General features: G+C 58.2%; 13 protein-coding genes and 3 pseudogenes. 9 read left to right on the top strand and 7 right to left on the bottom strand.

All coding sequences use genetic code 11. From position 1 onward, the window contains the following. Nucleotides 1-112 precede the first annotated feature (112 nt). The 6 genes and pseudogenes from AC0L2H_RS31960 to AC0L2H_RS31985 all read left to right on the top strand — a co-directional run. Entirely contained in the window at nucleotides 113-466 is a 354-nt protein-coding gene (locus tag AC0L2H_RS31960) for a hypothetical protein (RefSeq protein WP_032920888.1), read from the top strand. A gap of 681 nt (nucleotides 467-1,147) precedes the next feature. Further along, the gene (locus AC0L2H_RS31965; protein WP_027047765.1) at nucleotides 1,148-1,339 is read left to right on the top strand and encodes a hypothetical protein; all 192 of its coding nucleotides are present in this window, start codon (nucleotides 1,148-1,150) and stop codon (nucleotides 1,337-1,339) included. Between the two features lie 26 nt (nucleotides 1,340-1,365). Beyond that, a pseudogene (locus AC0L2H_RS31970) lies at nucleotides 1,366-2,133 on the top strand (IS110 family RNA-guided transposase); the annotation flags it as partial. Nucleotides 2,134-2,750: 617 nt separating this feature from the next. Then, nucleotides 2,751-3,065 carry a calcium-binding protein gene (locus AC0L2H_RS31975; protein WP_167626464.1) on the top strand — a complete coding sequence of 105 codons (315 nt, stop codon included), beginning with the start codon at nucleotides 2,751-2,753 and terminating at the stop codon, nucleotides 3,063-3,065. Further along, nucleotides 3,043-3,150 carry a hypothetical protein gene (locus AC0L2H_RS31980; protein WP_394811863.1) on the top strand — a complete coding sequence of 36 codons (108 nt, stop codon included), beginning with the start codon at nucleotides 3,043-3,045 and terminating at the stop codon, nucleotides 3,148-3,150. The genes AC0L2H_RS31975 and AC0L2H_RS31980 overlap by 23 nt, the downstream gene beginning before the upstream one ends. Next, a pseudogene (locus tag AC0L2H_RS31985) lies at nucleotides 3,144-3,446 on the top strand (M10 family metallopeptidase C-terminal domain-containing protein); the annotation flags it as partial. The gene AC0L2H_RS31980 and the pseudogene AC0L2H_RS31985, both read left to right, overlap by 7 nt. A 224-nt stretch (nucleotides 3,447-3,670) precedes the next feature. Here the strand turns inward: AC0L2H_RS31985 and AC0L2H_RS31990 are convergent. The 3 genes and pseudogenes from AC0L2H_RS31990 to AC0L2H_RS32000 form a co-directional block, all read right to left on the bottom strand. Beyond that, nucleotides 3,671-4,206, bottom strand: a pseudogene (locus tag AC0L2H_RS31990) (transposase); the annotation flags it as partial. Nucleotides 4,207-4,275: 69 nt separating this feature from the next. After that, nucleotides 4,276-4,953 carry a transposase gene (locus AC0L2H_RS31995; RefSeq protein WP_019863241.1) on the bottom strand — a complete coding sequence of 226 codons (678 nt, stop codon included), beginning with the start codon at nucleotides 4,951-4,953 and terminating at the stop codon, nucleotides 4,276-4,278. 617 nt (nucleotides 4,954-5,570) lie between these two features. Continuing rightward, entirely contained in the window at nucleotides 5,571-6,656 is a 1,086-nt protein-coding gene (locus AC0L2H_RS32000) for a cytochrome-c peroxidase (RefSeq protein WP_019863240.1), read from the bottom strand. A gap of 789 nt (nucleotides 6,657-7,445) precedes the next feature. On the opposite strand from AC0L2H_RS32000, the gene AC0L2H_RS32005 reads away from it, so the two are divergent. Further along, nucleotides 7,446-7,706, top strand: a complete 261-nt coding sequence (locus tag AC0L2H_RS32005) for a RodZ family helix-turn-helix domain-containing protein (RefSeq protein ID WP_027047760.1) — start codon at nucleotides 7,446-7,448, stop codon at nucleotides 7,704-7,706. A 1,296-nt stretch (nucleotides 7,707-9,002) separates the two neighbouring features. Here AC0L2H_RS32005 and AC0L2H_RS32010 read toward each other — a convergent pair. Next, the gene (locus tag AC0L2H_RS32010; RefSeq protein WP_019863238.1) at nucleotides 9,003-10,418 is read right to left on the bottom strand and encodes a mannose-1-phosphate guanylyltransferase/mannose-6-phosphate isomerase; all 1,416 of its coding nucleotides are present in this window, start codon (nucleotides 10,416-10,418) and stop codon (nucleotides 9,003-9,005) included. Further along, nucleotides 10,418-11,851 carry a phosphomannomutase gene (locus AC0L2H_RS32015; protein WP_019863237.1) on the bottom strand — a complete coding sequence of 478 codons (1,434 nt, stop codon included), beginning with the start codon at nucleotides 11,849-11,851 and terminating at the stop codon, nucleotides 10,418-10,420. Before AC0L2H_RS32015 ends, AC0L2H_RS32010 begins: the two co-directional genes overlap by 1 nt. A gap of 465 nt (nucleotides 11,852-12,316) precedes the next feature. Here AC0L2H_RS32015 and AC0L2H_RS32020 point away from each other — a divergent pair, with 465 nt between their 5' ends. Further along, nucleotides 12,317-12,628: a Fic family protein gene (locus AC0L2H_RS32020; protein ID WP_317452344.1), complete on the top strand. Its 312-nt coding sequence runs from the start codon at nucleotides 12,317-12,319 to the stop codon at nucleotides 12,626-12,628. A 273-nt stretch (nucleotides 12,629-12,901) separates the two neighbouring features. Here AC0L2H_RS32020 and AC0L2H_RS32025 read toward each other — a convergent pair whose 3' ends face one another. Continuing rightward, nucleotides 12,902-13,057 (bottom strand): hypothetical protein, encoded by a 156-nt coding sequence (locus AC0L2H_RS32025; protein ID WP_019863234.1) that lies wholly within the window; start codon nucleotides 13,055-13,057, stop codon nucleotides 12,902-12,904. Nucleotides 13,058-13,146: 89 nt separating this feature from the next. Continuing rightward, nucleotides 13,147-13,476, bottom strand: a complete 330-nt coding sequence (locus AC0L2H_RS32030; protein ID WP_317452345.1) for a recombinase family protein — start codon at nucleotides 13,474-13,476, stop codon at nucleotides 13,147-13,149. 29 nt (nucleotides 13,477-13,505) lie between these two features. Here AC0L2H_RS32030 and AC0L2H_RS32035 point away from each other — a divergent pair, with 29 nt between their 5' ends. Continuing rightward, nucleotides 13,506-13,643: a hypothetical protein gene (locus AC0L2H_RS32035; protein ID WP_155772679.1), complete on the top strand. Its 138-nt coding sequence runs from the start codon at nucleotides 13,506-13,508 to the stop codon at nucleotides 13,641-13,643. Nucleotides 13,644-13,682 lie beyond the last annotated feature (39 nt).

Consider the following 13,682-nt stretch of genomic DNA (forward strand, 5'->3'; position numbering starts at 1 on the left):
CCGTCGGAGTGGTAGACGATGATGTCGCCGACGGTTTCGCCGGAGATGGCATTCGCGGCGTCAGAGGCAGAGGTGAACGATTACGGTCCCAGCTCGCGCAGCAGGCTCCGGCATGCCCTGGGAACAGCCGCTGCAGCAGATTCTGGCCCTGTCGGCTCGAAGCTGGGATTTTGGCCAAGAAGGACGTTGTGGGAAAATTGTCCCGCTAATTGCGGGGAATGACAGGAGTTTGAGTATTTCGAATGAGGATTTTATCGGGCGTGGGAGCCTGAGCTTTTTCGACATGGATTTTGTGAACGGCAAGCCGGCCCCGCCGCGACTGGGATTGGCGCGTATGTTTCGTCCTTCTGCGTGCGTCGAATGTGACGCCGTGAACCAGTATGATTTCTCCGGACGGACTGCGCGCCGCCATTATGCCGAGATTTTGCAGTGTCTCCGCCAGAACGGCCCGATCGGGAAGAGCTGACATTGTGGATCGCTGGCGAACTGTGTCCGACCGGGCAATCGGTTGGCGCGATGCTCGAGCAGATTTTTCTTTGGTGCCGGGACCGTAGTATATACGGCCCGCGCGAGCGGCGCGAGACAGGAGAACAGGATGCCTGCGCGTGCGATCCGGCCAGAAACTCGGGACAGCTTATGGTTGATGCTGGGGACACATTGGCAGGGCTCGCTTGGCAAACCTGACAAGGCATTCCGCGCCACTACCGGCTGACGGCTGTCGTGTGCTTGGTAACACGCGCGAAGGGGCTGTTTCATGCAAGCTGCGGCGTTTCTGCGGCCATTCTAAAAACTGGCCTGCGACAACCTCCTGCACGAGTTAGGACCCATGCTTCCACGTGGTCAGGTCATTCGCGGAGGAGCACTTTCCGGGCATCGGCTGCCGACCGAACATAGCAGTAGCGGCCGATGCGAGGTTCAATGACGACCATCGCATGAAACGTGCGATCGGCGCACACCACGGAACCCCAATTGCAGAGCCAACCGGGCCCGGCCGGCGACGTAAGCAAGGGGCTCTCGCACAAGACAAGCAGGCGTTGTGATTATCCCACATCATTCGCAATTTAAATCAAATCCGTCTGTGGATAGTGACGATTGCGCGATCCTCACCTCGTAGATGGCTAACGCGGGCGGCAACTGAGAGGGTCACATGACAAGCGATTTTTCCGCCGCGCGAGTGCATTTAGATCGAGCGTATCATTACTTGCGTGGCGATGACCCGATGAGTCGGAGGGGGCGCGAAGCCTTGGATTTGCTAATTGAGGCGGTTGCCGTCGAAGAGTTCAAGCAGCCGCGACAAGACGCGGAGGTGCTAATGTTTCCGAATGGGCGCCGCTTCTGAGGCGATCTCCTGGTGGCCACCATGAACAATCCGAGCGCATTGACGCCCGCGGCATTGCCCAGATGATGCCGGGCAACCTGTTTCGCCCGGTCCATGTCAAGACGCTGACGAGCAGAAGGCGCCGGGCCCTGCTGATTGCGCGCAAACTCTTGCAGGACAAGGCGATCGCCATCCAGAACGACATCCGCGGGCTATTGCGCAACTTCGGCCTCAAGGTCGGCATGGTCGGCGCCGTCAAGTTCGAGGCCCGCATCCGCGAGCTCACCGAAGGGATGCCCGATCTGGCCGAAATCGTCGAACCGCTGCTCGAGGCGCGTAGCAAGCTGCGCGAGAATTTTGCCGCGCTTCACCGCAAACTTCTGGCCATTGTCCGCGGTGATGCGGTCTGCCGGCGGCTGACGACGATACCGGCGTCGGTCCGGTGGTGGCGCTGGCCTATAACGCGACCATCGACATTCCGGCCCGCTTCCACAACTCCAAGGCGGTCGGACCGATCCTGGGGCTGACGCCGGTGCTCCATGAGTCGGGCGAAAGGCGCCGCATCGGCCGGATATCCCGCTGCGGCGACGGCAATGATGCGAACGCTGCTTTACGAAGCCGCGCAGACACTGCTAACGCGCGTGACCAAATGGTCGTGGCTGAGGGCGTGGGCGATGAATGTTGCCAGGCGGCGCGGCCGACAAAAGGCCATTGTCGCATTGGCTCGCCGGCTGGCGGTGATCATGCATCGCATGTGGCGCGACGGCACAGAGTTTCGTTGGACGCGACAAGACATCATGCCGAAAGCCGCCTGATCGTGCGCCTGACCATCGCAGCCTCCGGCGCGCGGTGGCCGAGCCGAAACCAGGTCGGGGACGGCAGAACACGGAGATGAAACATGATCGCAGAGCGAGCGTGACAAGGATCACCCCATAAGGTTCCACCAGCCGGTGGAAAGAGCGTCCTTCGCGGGACGACGAATGAGGTGAGTTCGCGAGGGTTGCAGTACCGGTCGCATCACAACGATCAGGACGCTTCCGAGATTGTTCCGCCTCATGCTTCTCATCCCCATCAAGGCGACGGCCCCGAGCGCCGATCTCGTAAAGAAGCAAGACCCCGCGAAAGACCTCAGATGCCGGCGAAGCGGAAAGCTCGAAAAGCGCTTGACTTCAACACGCCGAATAGAGAAGCACCCCCCGTTGCTTAACAGCTGCAAAGACTAAGGGCGGGCCCGGCCGCTCAGACCACGGTCATAACGTCTGGTGAGGTGCACGTCAGGTTTGCGTCAGATCCGACATGTATGTTCGGCAGCCAGGGTGGGATGCCTTCCGTGCCGGCCCCTCTAGCAGACACAACACAGGAGAAAGACACATGGCACTAGTCAGTGGCAGAGACTTCAACGATCGTTTTGCATGGGAGGCCCGATGAGGACTTGATCCTCGACAACCAGAACAGGAACGATTTGCACAGCCCGGGCGACGGGCAGCGGGGGCGCCCCGGGGACGAGGAGATCGTTTGTGGCGACGACGCCGATTATGTGAACGGCGGTCCAGGCGACGATTCGATATGGGGCGGTGGCGGCGACGATTTTTTGTGCGGCAATGAGGGCTATGACTTCCTACATGGTGAGAGGGGCAACGATTCTCTGTTCGGCGGTGCGGGCAAGGATTATCTGTACGGCGAAGAGGGCGACGATCATCAGTTCGGCGGAGGGCGACGATCATCTGTACGGCGGAGAGGGCCGTGACCATCTCTACGGCGGCACAGGCGACGATCGTGTGGCCGGCGGTAAGGTCGACGATACTCTGGCGGGTGATGACGGCATGACATGATCTACGGTGGCAAAGGCGACGATCGTCTGTTCGGCGGTAAGGGCTCCGACGAGTTCGTCTTCGAAGCCCAGACCGGCAACGATAAAGTGATGGACTTCGAGGCGGGGCAGGACACCCTGTCGATCAGCGGGGTAATGATCAATGGCACTGAAGCTACGGTTGAAGTACTTGCCGGTCGCGCCTATCAGTCTGGCAAAGACACGGTCGTTGACCTCGAACCGGGTAATTCGATCACGCTCGCCAAAGTGAGTTTTGACGACTTTCACACGCACCCGGAACATTATTTTTCAGTCTAGAGCAACGGCGGTTGTGGACTGCATCCAAGGCAATGCGGGTGATAGCTTCGTGACTCAGGTAAGCGTGTAGGTCGCCCCAAGAGCTGGCTCCGCTTGTTTGGACAGCGCCCGCGGAATTTAAGTGGCATGCTGCCGGTTACGTTGAGCGCGGGGCTTTGCGATTTTGCTGCGGCGTCGGGAGGGCGTAGCCCGACCAGAGCTGCAGCAAAATCGCGCGGCGACGATCATGCGGCCGTCGCCATCGCTTGCGCGCCGAAATAAGCCTCGTCGGGCGTGCGCCCGTCAAGGCTCGAATGCGGGCGCCGTCCATTACAGAAGGCGAGATACCGGTCGTAGGCGCGCATGACCGCCTCGTATTTGATCGTGCGCCACAGCCGCTCGACGAAGACGTTGTCGCGCCAGGCACCTTTGCCATCCATGCTGATGGACACGCTCGCCGCCGTCAGCACGCCTGTGAACTCGAGGCTGGTGAACTGGCTGCCCGGTCCGAGTTGAAGATCTCGGGTCGGCCATGTCTGGCCAGGGCCTCCTCGAGCGCTTCGACGCAAAACGCCGCCTCCATCGTGATTGAGTCCCGATGGGCCAGCACCCGCCGGCTGAACACGTCGACGACGGCTGCCAGATAGACGAAGCCGCGCCGCATCGGGATGTAGCTGATGTCCATCGCCCAGACATGGTTCGGCCGTGCGATCTTAATCCCGCGCAACAGATAAGGGTAGATCTTGTGGCCCGCAGCTGGCTTGCTCGTGTTCGGGCGCCGATCGACCCGTCACAGTTCTACGATCCGTCCGGCCGAATGCCGGCATCGAATCAGGAGACTTCTGAAGCGTTATTGCAACCCCAGCTTCGTCTTCAGTTCGGCGTTCTCTCTGCGCAGGCGTTCCGCGAGCAGGCTCTTCAATCGCTTGTTTTCTTGCTCGAGGGCGAGCAGATCCTTCAGATCGTCGCCATCGGATGTAGGCGCCGCGGCCTTCTTCCAGTGATAATAGGTCTGTTCCGATATACCGGCCTGCTTTACGGCGCTCTTGAGAGTGGCGCTGCCGCTGATCGACGTCTCGATCTGAGCGAGCTTCTGGGCGCGCTCTTTTCCGGAGTAGACCTTCCGGGGGCTCCGCACGGCCGCTGCTGTTGCTGTTGCTTCCTTCGCCGGGGACGCCGTATTGGCGCCATTCTTGCGACCAGGCGCAGCCTTCGCCTCCCGCGACGGTGAGGATTTCTTCTTCGTTTCAGTTCCGCTGGGAGCAGGTTCGGTTGCAGTTTCTACTGATTCAGCGTCTGGGGGATTTGCCATGAGATTCTCCGCTCGCGGTTTGAGACCGTGTTCAGCATCAAGGGCTATGACATTAGAGTCAATCAGCCGACCATTTAGATCCATTTCTTTGAGCTCCCTTGTTGTGTCGGCTATGGCTACGGAGAGATCGACATCGCTCCAGATGGAACGGCCCCGTTTTTGATAATTGCGCTTTTGTTTGACCTCCACAGTGAACGGTCGGGTCTGCCGCCTCATAGGTTCTTCCTTGTTAGAACGAATTGCACAGAGGTCGCGGCTGACGACGACTGAACAACTGGCGCTCCCTCTGTTGCGCCCAGCTATATGGATGAGATAGCCCGAGAGCAAGCGGCACTTGCGGTGTGCATTGACAAATGCTCGTTCGAGCCACGTCGCTGCCTGTCGCAGCTTTGTTTTCGTATCGGTGCGTTTGCAGAGCTGGAACAACTGCTAGCGCGTCGCAACGCCATCGAGCACGTTTGAAGGGGTGGATCTGAAGGCATGGCGGTTTCTGCTGGGCGCACGCCAACGCCGCGCGGAATATTCACCGCGATGGCTCGATCAGATGGATCCGAGCTTGTCAGCGAATCTAAGCGCGGGTGCATGCAACGACACATCGTGACACAGTCGGGTAGTCGGAGCGTCTGATCGAGGTGGCCGACAAGGCGGTCATACCGTCGTGCCGCAATTGGGCGTCGACGGGTCAGGTTTTCACTTAGCGTTTCAATGGAATTCGGATATGAAAGTCCACCTAGCTCCAGTTGGATAGGCCTCGCCGGAAGTCATGATCGTCTCGTCCCAGTGAAGGTCGCAATCATTCGTGATTGCGACCTTCACTAGCCAGCTCCGGCCAATCATTGCGGGAGGATATGCAATACAGGTCGAGGCGTTGTCGGCGTTTCGGCCGGTAAGACGGGATAGGCGACCTCCGGTACTTTTCCGGTCAGCGAATTAAGGAAGGCAACGAGCAGGTCGACTTCTTTTTCCGTCAATTCTTGGCCGAGCTGGGTGGTCCCCATAATGGCGACGGCCTGTTTCAGATCCCAAACCTTGCCCGAATGAAAGTATGGCGCGGTGAGTGCTACGTTGCGCAACGGCGCCACGCGGAAAACATAGGAATCGTCGGCTTCACGGGTCACGGCAAATCGGCCTTTGTCGTTTTCCGGCAGGACATCGGTGTTGGGCTTTTCAACGAGGCCGAATGGGGCATAGCCCTCCCCACCCACGTTGATACCGCCGTGGCAGGACGAGCAGCCTTTGTCCATGAAAAGCGTCAGGCCCTGTTTCTGTTCGGAAGTCATAGCGGCGTCATCGCCGTTGAGGAAGGCATCGAAGGGCGCCGGTGTGACCAGTGTCGCCTCAAATGCTTCGATTGCCTTGGCGACGTTTTCGAAGGTGACGCGATCGGCTTCGCCCGAGAAAGCTGAATTGAACCACTCGACATATTGCGGCATCGACTTGAGCGTGGCGATGAGTTGACCTGGTGTGTTGGCCATTTCGACAGCGGCTTGGATCGGTGCCTTGGCCTGAACCTTCAGGTCTTCAGCACGACCATCCCAGAACTGCGCTATGTTGAAGACAGCGTTCAGTACCGTCGGCGCGTTCCGCGGTCCCTTCTGCCAACCATGGCCGATCGAGCTTTCATGATTGTCGTCGCCCCCGGTGGCCAAGTTGTGGCACGAATTGCACGACAAGACGCCTGACGCCGAGAGGCGTGGATCGAAGAACATTGCCTTGCCCAGGGCTATCTTCTCCGGTGTGATCGGGTTGTTGGCGACTGTCGGCGTGATGGATGGTAGAGCCTTGAAGGTGGCCCGTGCTGTTTCGCTGAGGTATACGGGGATCGTTTGTGCAGCAAAAGCGATGGCCGGCAACGCGACAGCCACCGTAGTGAATAGGATTTTCACGCGTGATCTCCCTGCGTTTTGCACGGAAGCCATTGTTGATATGCGGTTCGTGAACGCCTTGCGCTAAAGGCGGCAATCCTCTTTGCATAAAATCGATTCTGACGCGGACCTGACATATTGTCTTCCTTCGTTGCATTGCGCGAAGTCACCCACGATGAACGCCAGTCGGTATCTCCTGTCGCCTCTCGAGAAGCATCAAAAGTCGTGCCAACTGAGCAGAAGGAACCTCCGGCGGATTTTCTGGTCATCATTCAACAGGTTGAAGGAATTCGCAGCAAAGCGCAGCCCCACTCCGGTGTCGCGGATCTGACAGCCAACAGTCGGGCTGAAACAGAGAGATGTTGGTCCCTCAGCGTCTTGTCCGAAGGGCACCCGGCCTCCTGCATGGGCGGGAGGGGACCACACGGTATTAAAGCTCAAGATGAACGCCGCCGGCAAACATCGCTAGACAGTCCCGGCAGATACTTTGACGCTGGTCCGCGAGCTGTTGCGCCTAGTGCCCGACCGCCAGATCGCGGCTCCTCAATCGCGCCGCAAGCCGACGGCGCGTTAAAGCGGCCGCGCAATCATCGATGTGAGCATGATGACGGCGCTGCGCACTGTGTCGTCGTATTGTGGCCACTGGAGCAATCCTCGTAAAGCGAGCCAAGGTTCTTGATCTAAACGGCGGCGGCCGCCATATTAGCGTAGCGCCTCTCACACGTTCGAGAGTGATCGCATTTTTGGATGCCGCCGGCTCGGGCTGTTTCGGCATCCTATTTCAACATCGGCCGCCGCTTGTTTCGAGTTATCGAATGGCCGTTCTCTGCATTTGGAGGCAAAATGACCGCAACGCCTTTCGCGCTGCCCGAGGCAGTGCTTACCGCAATCTCAAATGGAAAACCCCTAATTCAGGCATGTCGGGAACATCTTGGCTATTCGACCGAGGACATTGCCGTGACCAGCGGTCTGACAGTCGAGGAGGTTGGGCTGATCGAATCTGGCAATTGTTTCGACAAGGGCTATCGCGATCGGATCGCTCGGGCGCTTGGCTTGGCTGAGAGTATCTTCGATGAAATCTCGGGTATCCCGAACGCTGCCTGACGTCGGCCTCTGAAGATTACCCGCCGCCTGCCAGGTCGGATCAAAATCCCAAGGGTATATCAATACCCTTACGGCGGCGGGGCGGTGGCAGAATTCTTATTTCTACGGAATCGATTCGCTCTGCGGAAGATCGGTCTCATGCTGGGCGACACGGATGTAACCCGCACGAGAGGCCAGATCTGTGGATAGTGAGAACCGCCTAGCCGCGTTGGTGGGTCGCAAGGAAGCCAACAAGAACTTGGGAACAAAAGACCTAAAGCGAAAATACGCAGGGGTGCCTGCCGAATTTGAGCGCGAGTGGGAATTTATCCGGTTCACGCGCCGCTTAGAGAATGGAAACGATCCGAGACGTGGCGCGCCGCGGCCATTATGAACGAACATAAGTCGCGACCGAGATGCGCATCACTTTGCCAAAGCCGTGCACGATGAATGGATCACAAAGTTCCGAGAGAATCGGAGCGAACAGTAGCACCGGCACACCGGCCGGTACGAGGGCATGTGGACAAAATATCCTACCCGATGGTGGCGCCGAACTACGGCACAACGATCAGCGCTTGTGAAGTCGAGCGGCTTAGCCGAAAGGTTTCGGCGAAACCGCCCGAGGCCATCAGGAAGGTTCGTCACGATGAAAGCGATCCCTTGCCCGTTCTGCGCAAGCTGCGAGATTAGGCCATATGAGACGGACGAGGCGCGCGTTGTGATGAAATGCGAGGACTGCGGTGCATCGGGGCCGGTCTGCATCGACGAAGTCAACGCCGTCGAAAGCTGGAATTACCGTCCATCTGCCCAGCCCGAATAGGATTGTTTACGTGGCATGGCGATAGCGATGCCCCTACGCCTAATGGCCCCGATCCGTCACCGGCGCGCAGGAGCGTATTATCTTCGTCAGCCGATGCCGCGTTTCTCTTCCGAGCCTCCGCCAATCGGGCCTGGCGCATGCTGGCCTACCCGTCAGAGTGCCAGGCCGCTCATGTCGCGCCTGCCGTACATGGCAACGAACCTCATCGCGCACCTGATCGACTGATATTGCCGATCACCTTCCGCAACTCGAGCGGCTGTAGCAGCGCATGCCGTTGCAGCGGGTGCAGCGGATGCACAAGCGTCGTCTGACAATCTCGCCGGAAAACTGCCGTCTCAACAATTCGGCCAGCCTGTCGTTGCGACATCGCTCACTAGCCATACTCATAAAACCTGTTCTGGTTTGCCTCGCCTTGCTTAGCCGGCGGTCGCCTGACAGCCCACATGCCGACGCAGGTTCGGTCTGCCAGCCACCGTAGGGCATGTGACGTTGGACTATCAGGTTCGACCGTATACGTCCTCAAGCCGCACGATGTCATCTTCGCCGAGATACTCGCCGCTTTGGACCTCGATCATCACCAGTCCAATATTGCCGGGGTTTTCGAGCCGGTGTTTGTGGCCGCAAGGGATATAGGTAGATTGATTAGTTGTCAGGAGTAGCTCCTGGTCGCCGTTGACTATTTTCGCAGTGCCGCTGACCACGACCCAGTGCTCGGAGCGGTGATGGTGCATCTGCAGGCTCAAGCGTCCGCCCGGCTTCACCTCGATGCGCTTGATCTTGAAGCGCTCGCTTTCCTCCAGAACCGTGTAGGTGCCCCAGGGCCGGTGCACGGTACTGTGAAGCAAGTGCGCTTCATGTCCCGCAGCCTTGAGGCCCTCGAAGAGTTTCTTGACGTCCTGGACGCGATCGCGGGACGCAACAAGCAATGCATCTGGGGAATCCACGATCACCAGGTCGCTGATGCCGACGGTGCCGATGACGCGTTTGTCCGAGCTTATGTAACTGCCCACGGTGTCGACCACGTGGACATCGCCGCGAATCCTGTTGCCGCTCCCGTCAGCGGGGACCAGTTCGGCCATTGCGTTCCAAGATCCAATGTCGTTCCACCCCATTTCGCAGGGAACGACGGAGAGATTGTGTGTTTTTTCCATCACCGCTCGGTCGAGTGAAATACGCGGCGCCATGGCGAAGTGCTCAGATGCGAGTTCGACGCTGGCAACATGTTCGCCGTGGCTGACGCGAGCGTTATCATAGCTGTCGAGAACGGCATTGATCACCTCCGGGCAATGCGCAGCCATTTCGTCGAGCATGACCTGCGCCTTGAAGCAGAAGATGCCAGCGTTCCAGAAGAAACGTTTGGACGCGACATAAGATTTGGCAGTCTCGGCGTTCGGTTTCTCGACGAACCGGACAACTTTCTCACCCTCGGCCTCGATGTAGCCGAATGCGGTGTCTGGCCTATCCGGGGTTATGCCCAAGGTTGCGATACGCCCCTGCTGCGCCTGTTCGATTGCCCGGCTCATGGCGGTTTGAAATGCTGGCAGGTCACCAATCATGTGGTCGGCGGGAAAAATGCACAGAACAGCATCGGGACCCTGTGTTGCCTTGGTATGGACGGTTGCCGCAGCAATGGCGGCGGCGGTATCCCGACCCTCAGGCTCAAGCAGAAAGGTGCGTGGCAAAACCACGGAATCCAGTTCGTCGAAAACGTCTTTTGTAAGGAAGAGGTGCCCCGTGGACGTCACGGTAACAAGCTCTACGACGTCCGGTATCGAAGCGGCGCGTAACACGGTGTGCTGGATGAGCGAATGTCCATCCGCCACCTTCAGGAAAGGTTTGGGGTGCGATTGCCTTGAGGCCGGCCAGAGCCGCGAACCAGCTCCACCGCTGATGATGACCGGAACCACTTTCATCAAAGGTCCTCTATCTCGTCTGTAAGCGCGAATGCCTGTGCCCTTTGCAGCGTCGAGGCGACGATTGCGATGGCCCTGCTCTCGGTCGAAGCTTCCGAGTAGCAGCGCAGTTCCGGGGCATTGCCGGAAGGCCGCAGATGTATGATCTCGCCCGTATGCATCCGCGCCCTGAGGCCATCGGTTTCGTCAACTTCGGCGACGGTCCCGAACGAGGCAAGAAAGTGCTGCAGTGCGTTCCAGCTTGCGAGATGATCCATCAATCTGCGTGAACTTTCCGAGGGGAAGTTCTGAAGCCGGTCACTGGCGCACACAGGAAGATTCCAAAGCCCGCGCAGTCGCGACAGCTTCTTTTTTGTCGATGCCACCGTACTGAGGACGGCCAAAATCGGGAGGAATGAGTCCCGCGTCGGCAGTGCAGTCAATGTCTTCCCATTCACCACACAATCCGAGCCCAGCAGAACACCACCATTGGCCTCAAAGCCGACGATGACGCCGCCGGCGCCGTGTAATGCTTCCATTGCTTCAATGACAAATGGAGACCCGACTTTCGTCCTCTGGACCGCGAAACCAAAGGCCTTCGAAATTCCCGAATTGGAGGTCACTGGCGTCACGATCGTGTCTGCCTTCAGGAAAAGAGCCGTTGCAAGCCCAACCAGGTCGCCGCGAAGAAGATCGCCATTTTCATCAGCGATGAGTGGCCGATCAGCGTCCGCATCGGTCGACACGATGGCATCGAGACCGAATTCGCGGACCCACTTCTTCAATTTCGCGATTGTTGCTGCGTCCACGGCCTCGGTATCGACAGGTACGAAGGTCCCGGTTTTCCCGACGGCGACCACGCTGGCACCGAGCGATCGAAGAACCTGTACCAACAGTTCCGCCGCGACCGAACTGTGCTGATAGACACCAAGTCTCATGCCGGAAAGTGAGCCCGGCTCCAGCATATTATGGGCGCGCTCTCGATAAGAGGCGATTGCTTCTTCACGGTGCATAGGCCACGTCGTTCCCAGACAAGCCGTTGGTAAGCAATACGCAACTGATCTTTCGGCTACAAAGCGCGTAATCGCGGCCTCATCCGCCTTGCTGATTTCACCATTCGGGCCATAGAACTTGATGCCATTGCGATCGGCTGGAATGTGCGACCCGGTTACCATAAGAGCCGCCGCGCCGTGTTTGCATGCATATAGTGCCAGCGCAGGCGTAGGTATGGTGCCGCAATCGATCGGCTGGAAACCATTTGCGGCCAACGCCGCCATGCAATTGTTGGCTATCGCCTGACTGCTGTCACGTAGGTCGCGGCCTACGAAGACCGAACTACTCGGCTGAACCCGGCTGGAAATCAAACGCCAAGCGAAAGCTTCGGCATAAAGTCCGCTGGCCTTGCCGACCAATTCCGAAGCCAAACCTCGAACGCCGCTTGACCCGAATTTCATGATTTCGCTTTGCTAGTGGACAGGCAGGGTGGGGTCATGTTGCAATGGGCTAGTACTTTCTAATGCAAGGGCCATCGCTCTCAGCCACCTGCTGTTCAGATATGCGGTCTCTACAACACGGTGTGGCGCAAGGACCCCTCAGAGTTCCGCCGAACAGCAGGGCATCCACTGGCACGGGGGCATCCACAGTTCTCCTTCTATTGGAATCTTTTTGCGCGCTCATCTAATGATCGAGGCAGTGGAGTGATCGATCGGTGCCTGCCGGTATTTCGCTATGCAGCATCATGACAGATCCGTAAACTTGGTTGTTTGGATGGAATGCATCCATGGCATGGATAGGTCTAGAAGGCCGTCTCGATCAGCGCAATGGAACCCTGTGATTCTTAGGTATTTGGATTAAGGTCAGCCAGAGCGCTCGCCGACCATGGCGTCGCCTAGGGCGCTAGACCCAAGAAGCAGGAACCGATGCTTGGATCAGCTGGGACGACGATCAGCGCCGACAATGTCTTGCCTTGCGACGCCTTCAGTCCAGGAAGTTGTTATGGAAGTGCGTTCTATCAAGGCCCACCGCAAAACCTTGATGCAGTCGTCGCCGCCGCAATCTTCGCCTTCGGCCTTGTCTACATCCATCAGTTCGAGGACGGAAACGGCCGCATTCACCGCTACCTGATCCACCACGTCCTTGCCATGCACCGCTTCAATCGCCGGGAGTGGTGTTCCCGTATTGGCCGCGATCCTGAAGGACTTCGCGCTTCTCTTCATCGACATCAGCAATGATATCGGACACAATAGTGCGAAGGAGTTGCTGACGGCAACGCATATCGACACTAGGCGCGCGCCAGGCGGCCTCCAGGTCGGTGGCAATGCCGGCGAAATCGGGAGTTGGGATTGCATGTTCGACTTGTCGGGCTTGGATTAGAGCCGCTTCACACGTTTCCACGCGCCTGAGCGCTGCTTCCCAGCTCTTCTCAAGCTGAGCAGCGATCAGCCGGTATCAGGGTCGCAAGCGGCATAACGACTTTCTGCTAGAGATGCCTCGTAGCGCGCTTGCTACAAGTCCAGCTCCATCATGCGATGCCGTTCTTCCAGATTATCCCGATGCATTTGGTCAGCTTCCATCGCCGCCTCGATCGCCATGGGCGTTACGGCCCTCAGTATCTCCTTGCCGATCGCAGGGTCGATGCGGGAAGCGCCAAAGTCATGCATCGCGGTTTGGCGAACATCTGGTTGATACGTTCGCAGCGGTAATAAGGGTGGCCTGGAGGGCGTCCCGAATAGACAACGCCCCACCGTCTTCAACACCGGCCGCAGGTGAGCAGGCCTGCGAGCAACGCTCGACCTCCACGACCGGACTTGATCCCGCCTTTTTGACCAAAGGCATTGACGGCGATAAGGCGCTGGTTTCTTTCAAACTCATCCCAATCGATATAGCCTTCATGATGATCCCGGAGCAGCACGTCCCACGTTGCGAAAGGCTTGCTGTGTCCGTAGCTTTTACGAGCCCGGCCATCGACAATCTCTGTTCGCTTCTCACTTTTACCATAGACGTAGACCCCTGCGTAGAATGGGTTCTTGAGAATCGAAATAACGCTTCGATAGCGGACCGGCACCCAATCGAAGGACACCGTTTTGCGCCCGTCAGAAGGCGGGGAAAATGGAAATTATCAGCGGTCAGCGAAATCAAGGGATTGTCAGGGCGACCGGGCTGGTCGGAATCATCAAGCTTGCCACCATCGTGCGCGACGAGAGTGACACTAGTGGATTGATTCCAACGCTTGGTGCCCGCGTTTGACTGCTGCAATGATCTCATTGGGGTCTGCTTTCCAGACGA

This window comes from Mesorhizobium sp. WSM4871 (assembly GCF_055811295.1).

Bases quoted from the DNA above. Each gene is read 5' to 3' on its own strand.
- AC0L2H_RS32025 (WP_019863234.1), bottom strand. From the start codon at position 13,057: ATGCATGACTTTGGCGCTTCCCGCATCGACCCTGCGATCGGCAAGGAG.
- AC0L2H_RS31995 (WP_019863241.1), bottom strand. From the start codon at position 4,953: ATGAGGCGGCAGACCCGACCGTTCACTGTGGAGGTCAAACAAAAGCGC.
- AC0L2H_RS32000 (WP_019863240.1), bottom strand. From the start codon at position 6,656: ATGGCTTCCGTGCAAAACGCAGGGAGATCACGCGTGAAAATCCTATTC.
- AC0L2H_RS31965 (WP_027047765.1), top strand. From the start codon at position 1,148: ATGACAAGCGATTTTTCCGCCGCGCGAGTGCATTTAGATCGAGCGTAT.
- AC0L2H_RS32010 (WP_019863238.1), bottom strand. From the start codon at position 10,418: ATGAAAGTGGTTCCGGTCATCATCAGCGGTGGAGCTGGTTCGCGGCTC.
- AC0L2H_RS32005 (WP_027047760.1), top strand. From the start codon at position 7,446: ATGACCGCAACGCCTTTCGCGCTGCCCGAGGCAGTGCTTACCGCAATC.
- AC0L2H_RS31960 (WP_032920888.1), top strand. From the start codon at position 113: ATGCCCTGGGAACAGCCGCTGCAGCAGATTCTGGCCCTGTCGGCTCGA.
- AC0L2H_RS32015 (WP_019863237.1), bottom strand. From the start codon at position 11,851: ATGAAATTCGGGTCAAGCGGCGTTCGAGGTTTGGCTTCGGAATTGGTC.
- AC0L2H_RS32020 (WP_317452344.1), top strand. From the start codon at position 12,317: ATGCTTGGATCAGCTGGGACGACGATCAGCGCCGACAATGTCTTGCCT.
- AC0L2H_RS32035 (WP_155772679.1), top strand. From the start codon at position 13,506: ATGGAAATTATCAGCGGTCAGCGAAATCAAGGGATTGTCAGGGCGACC.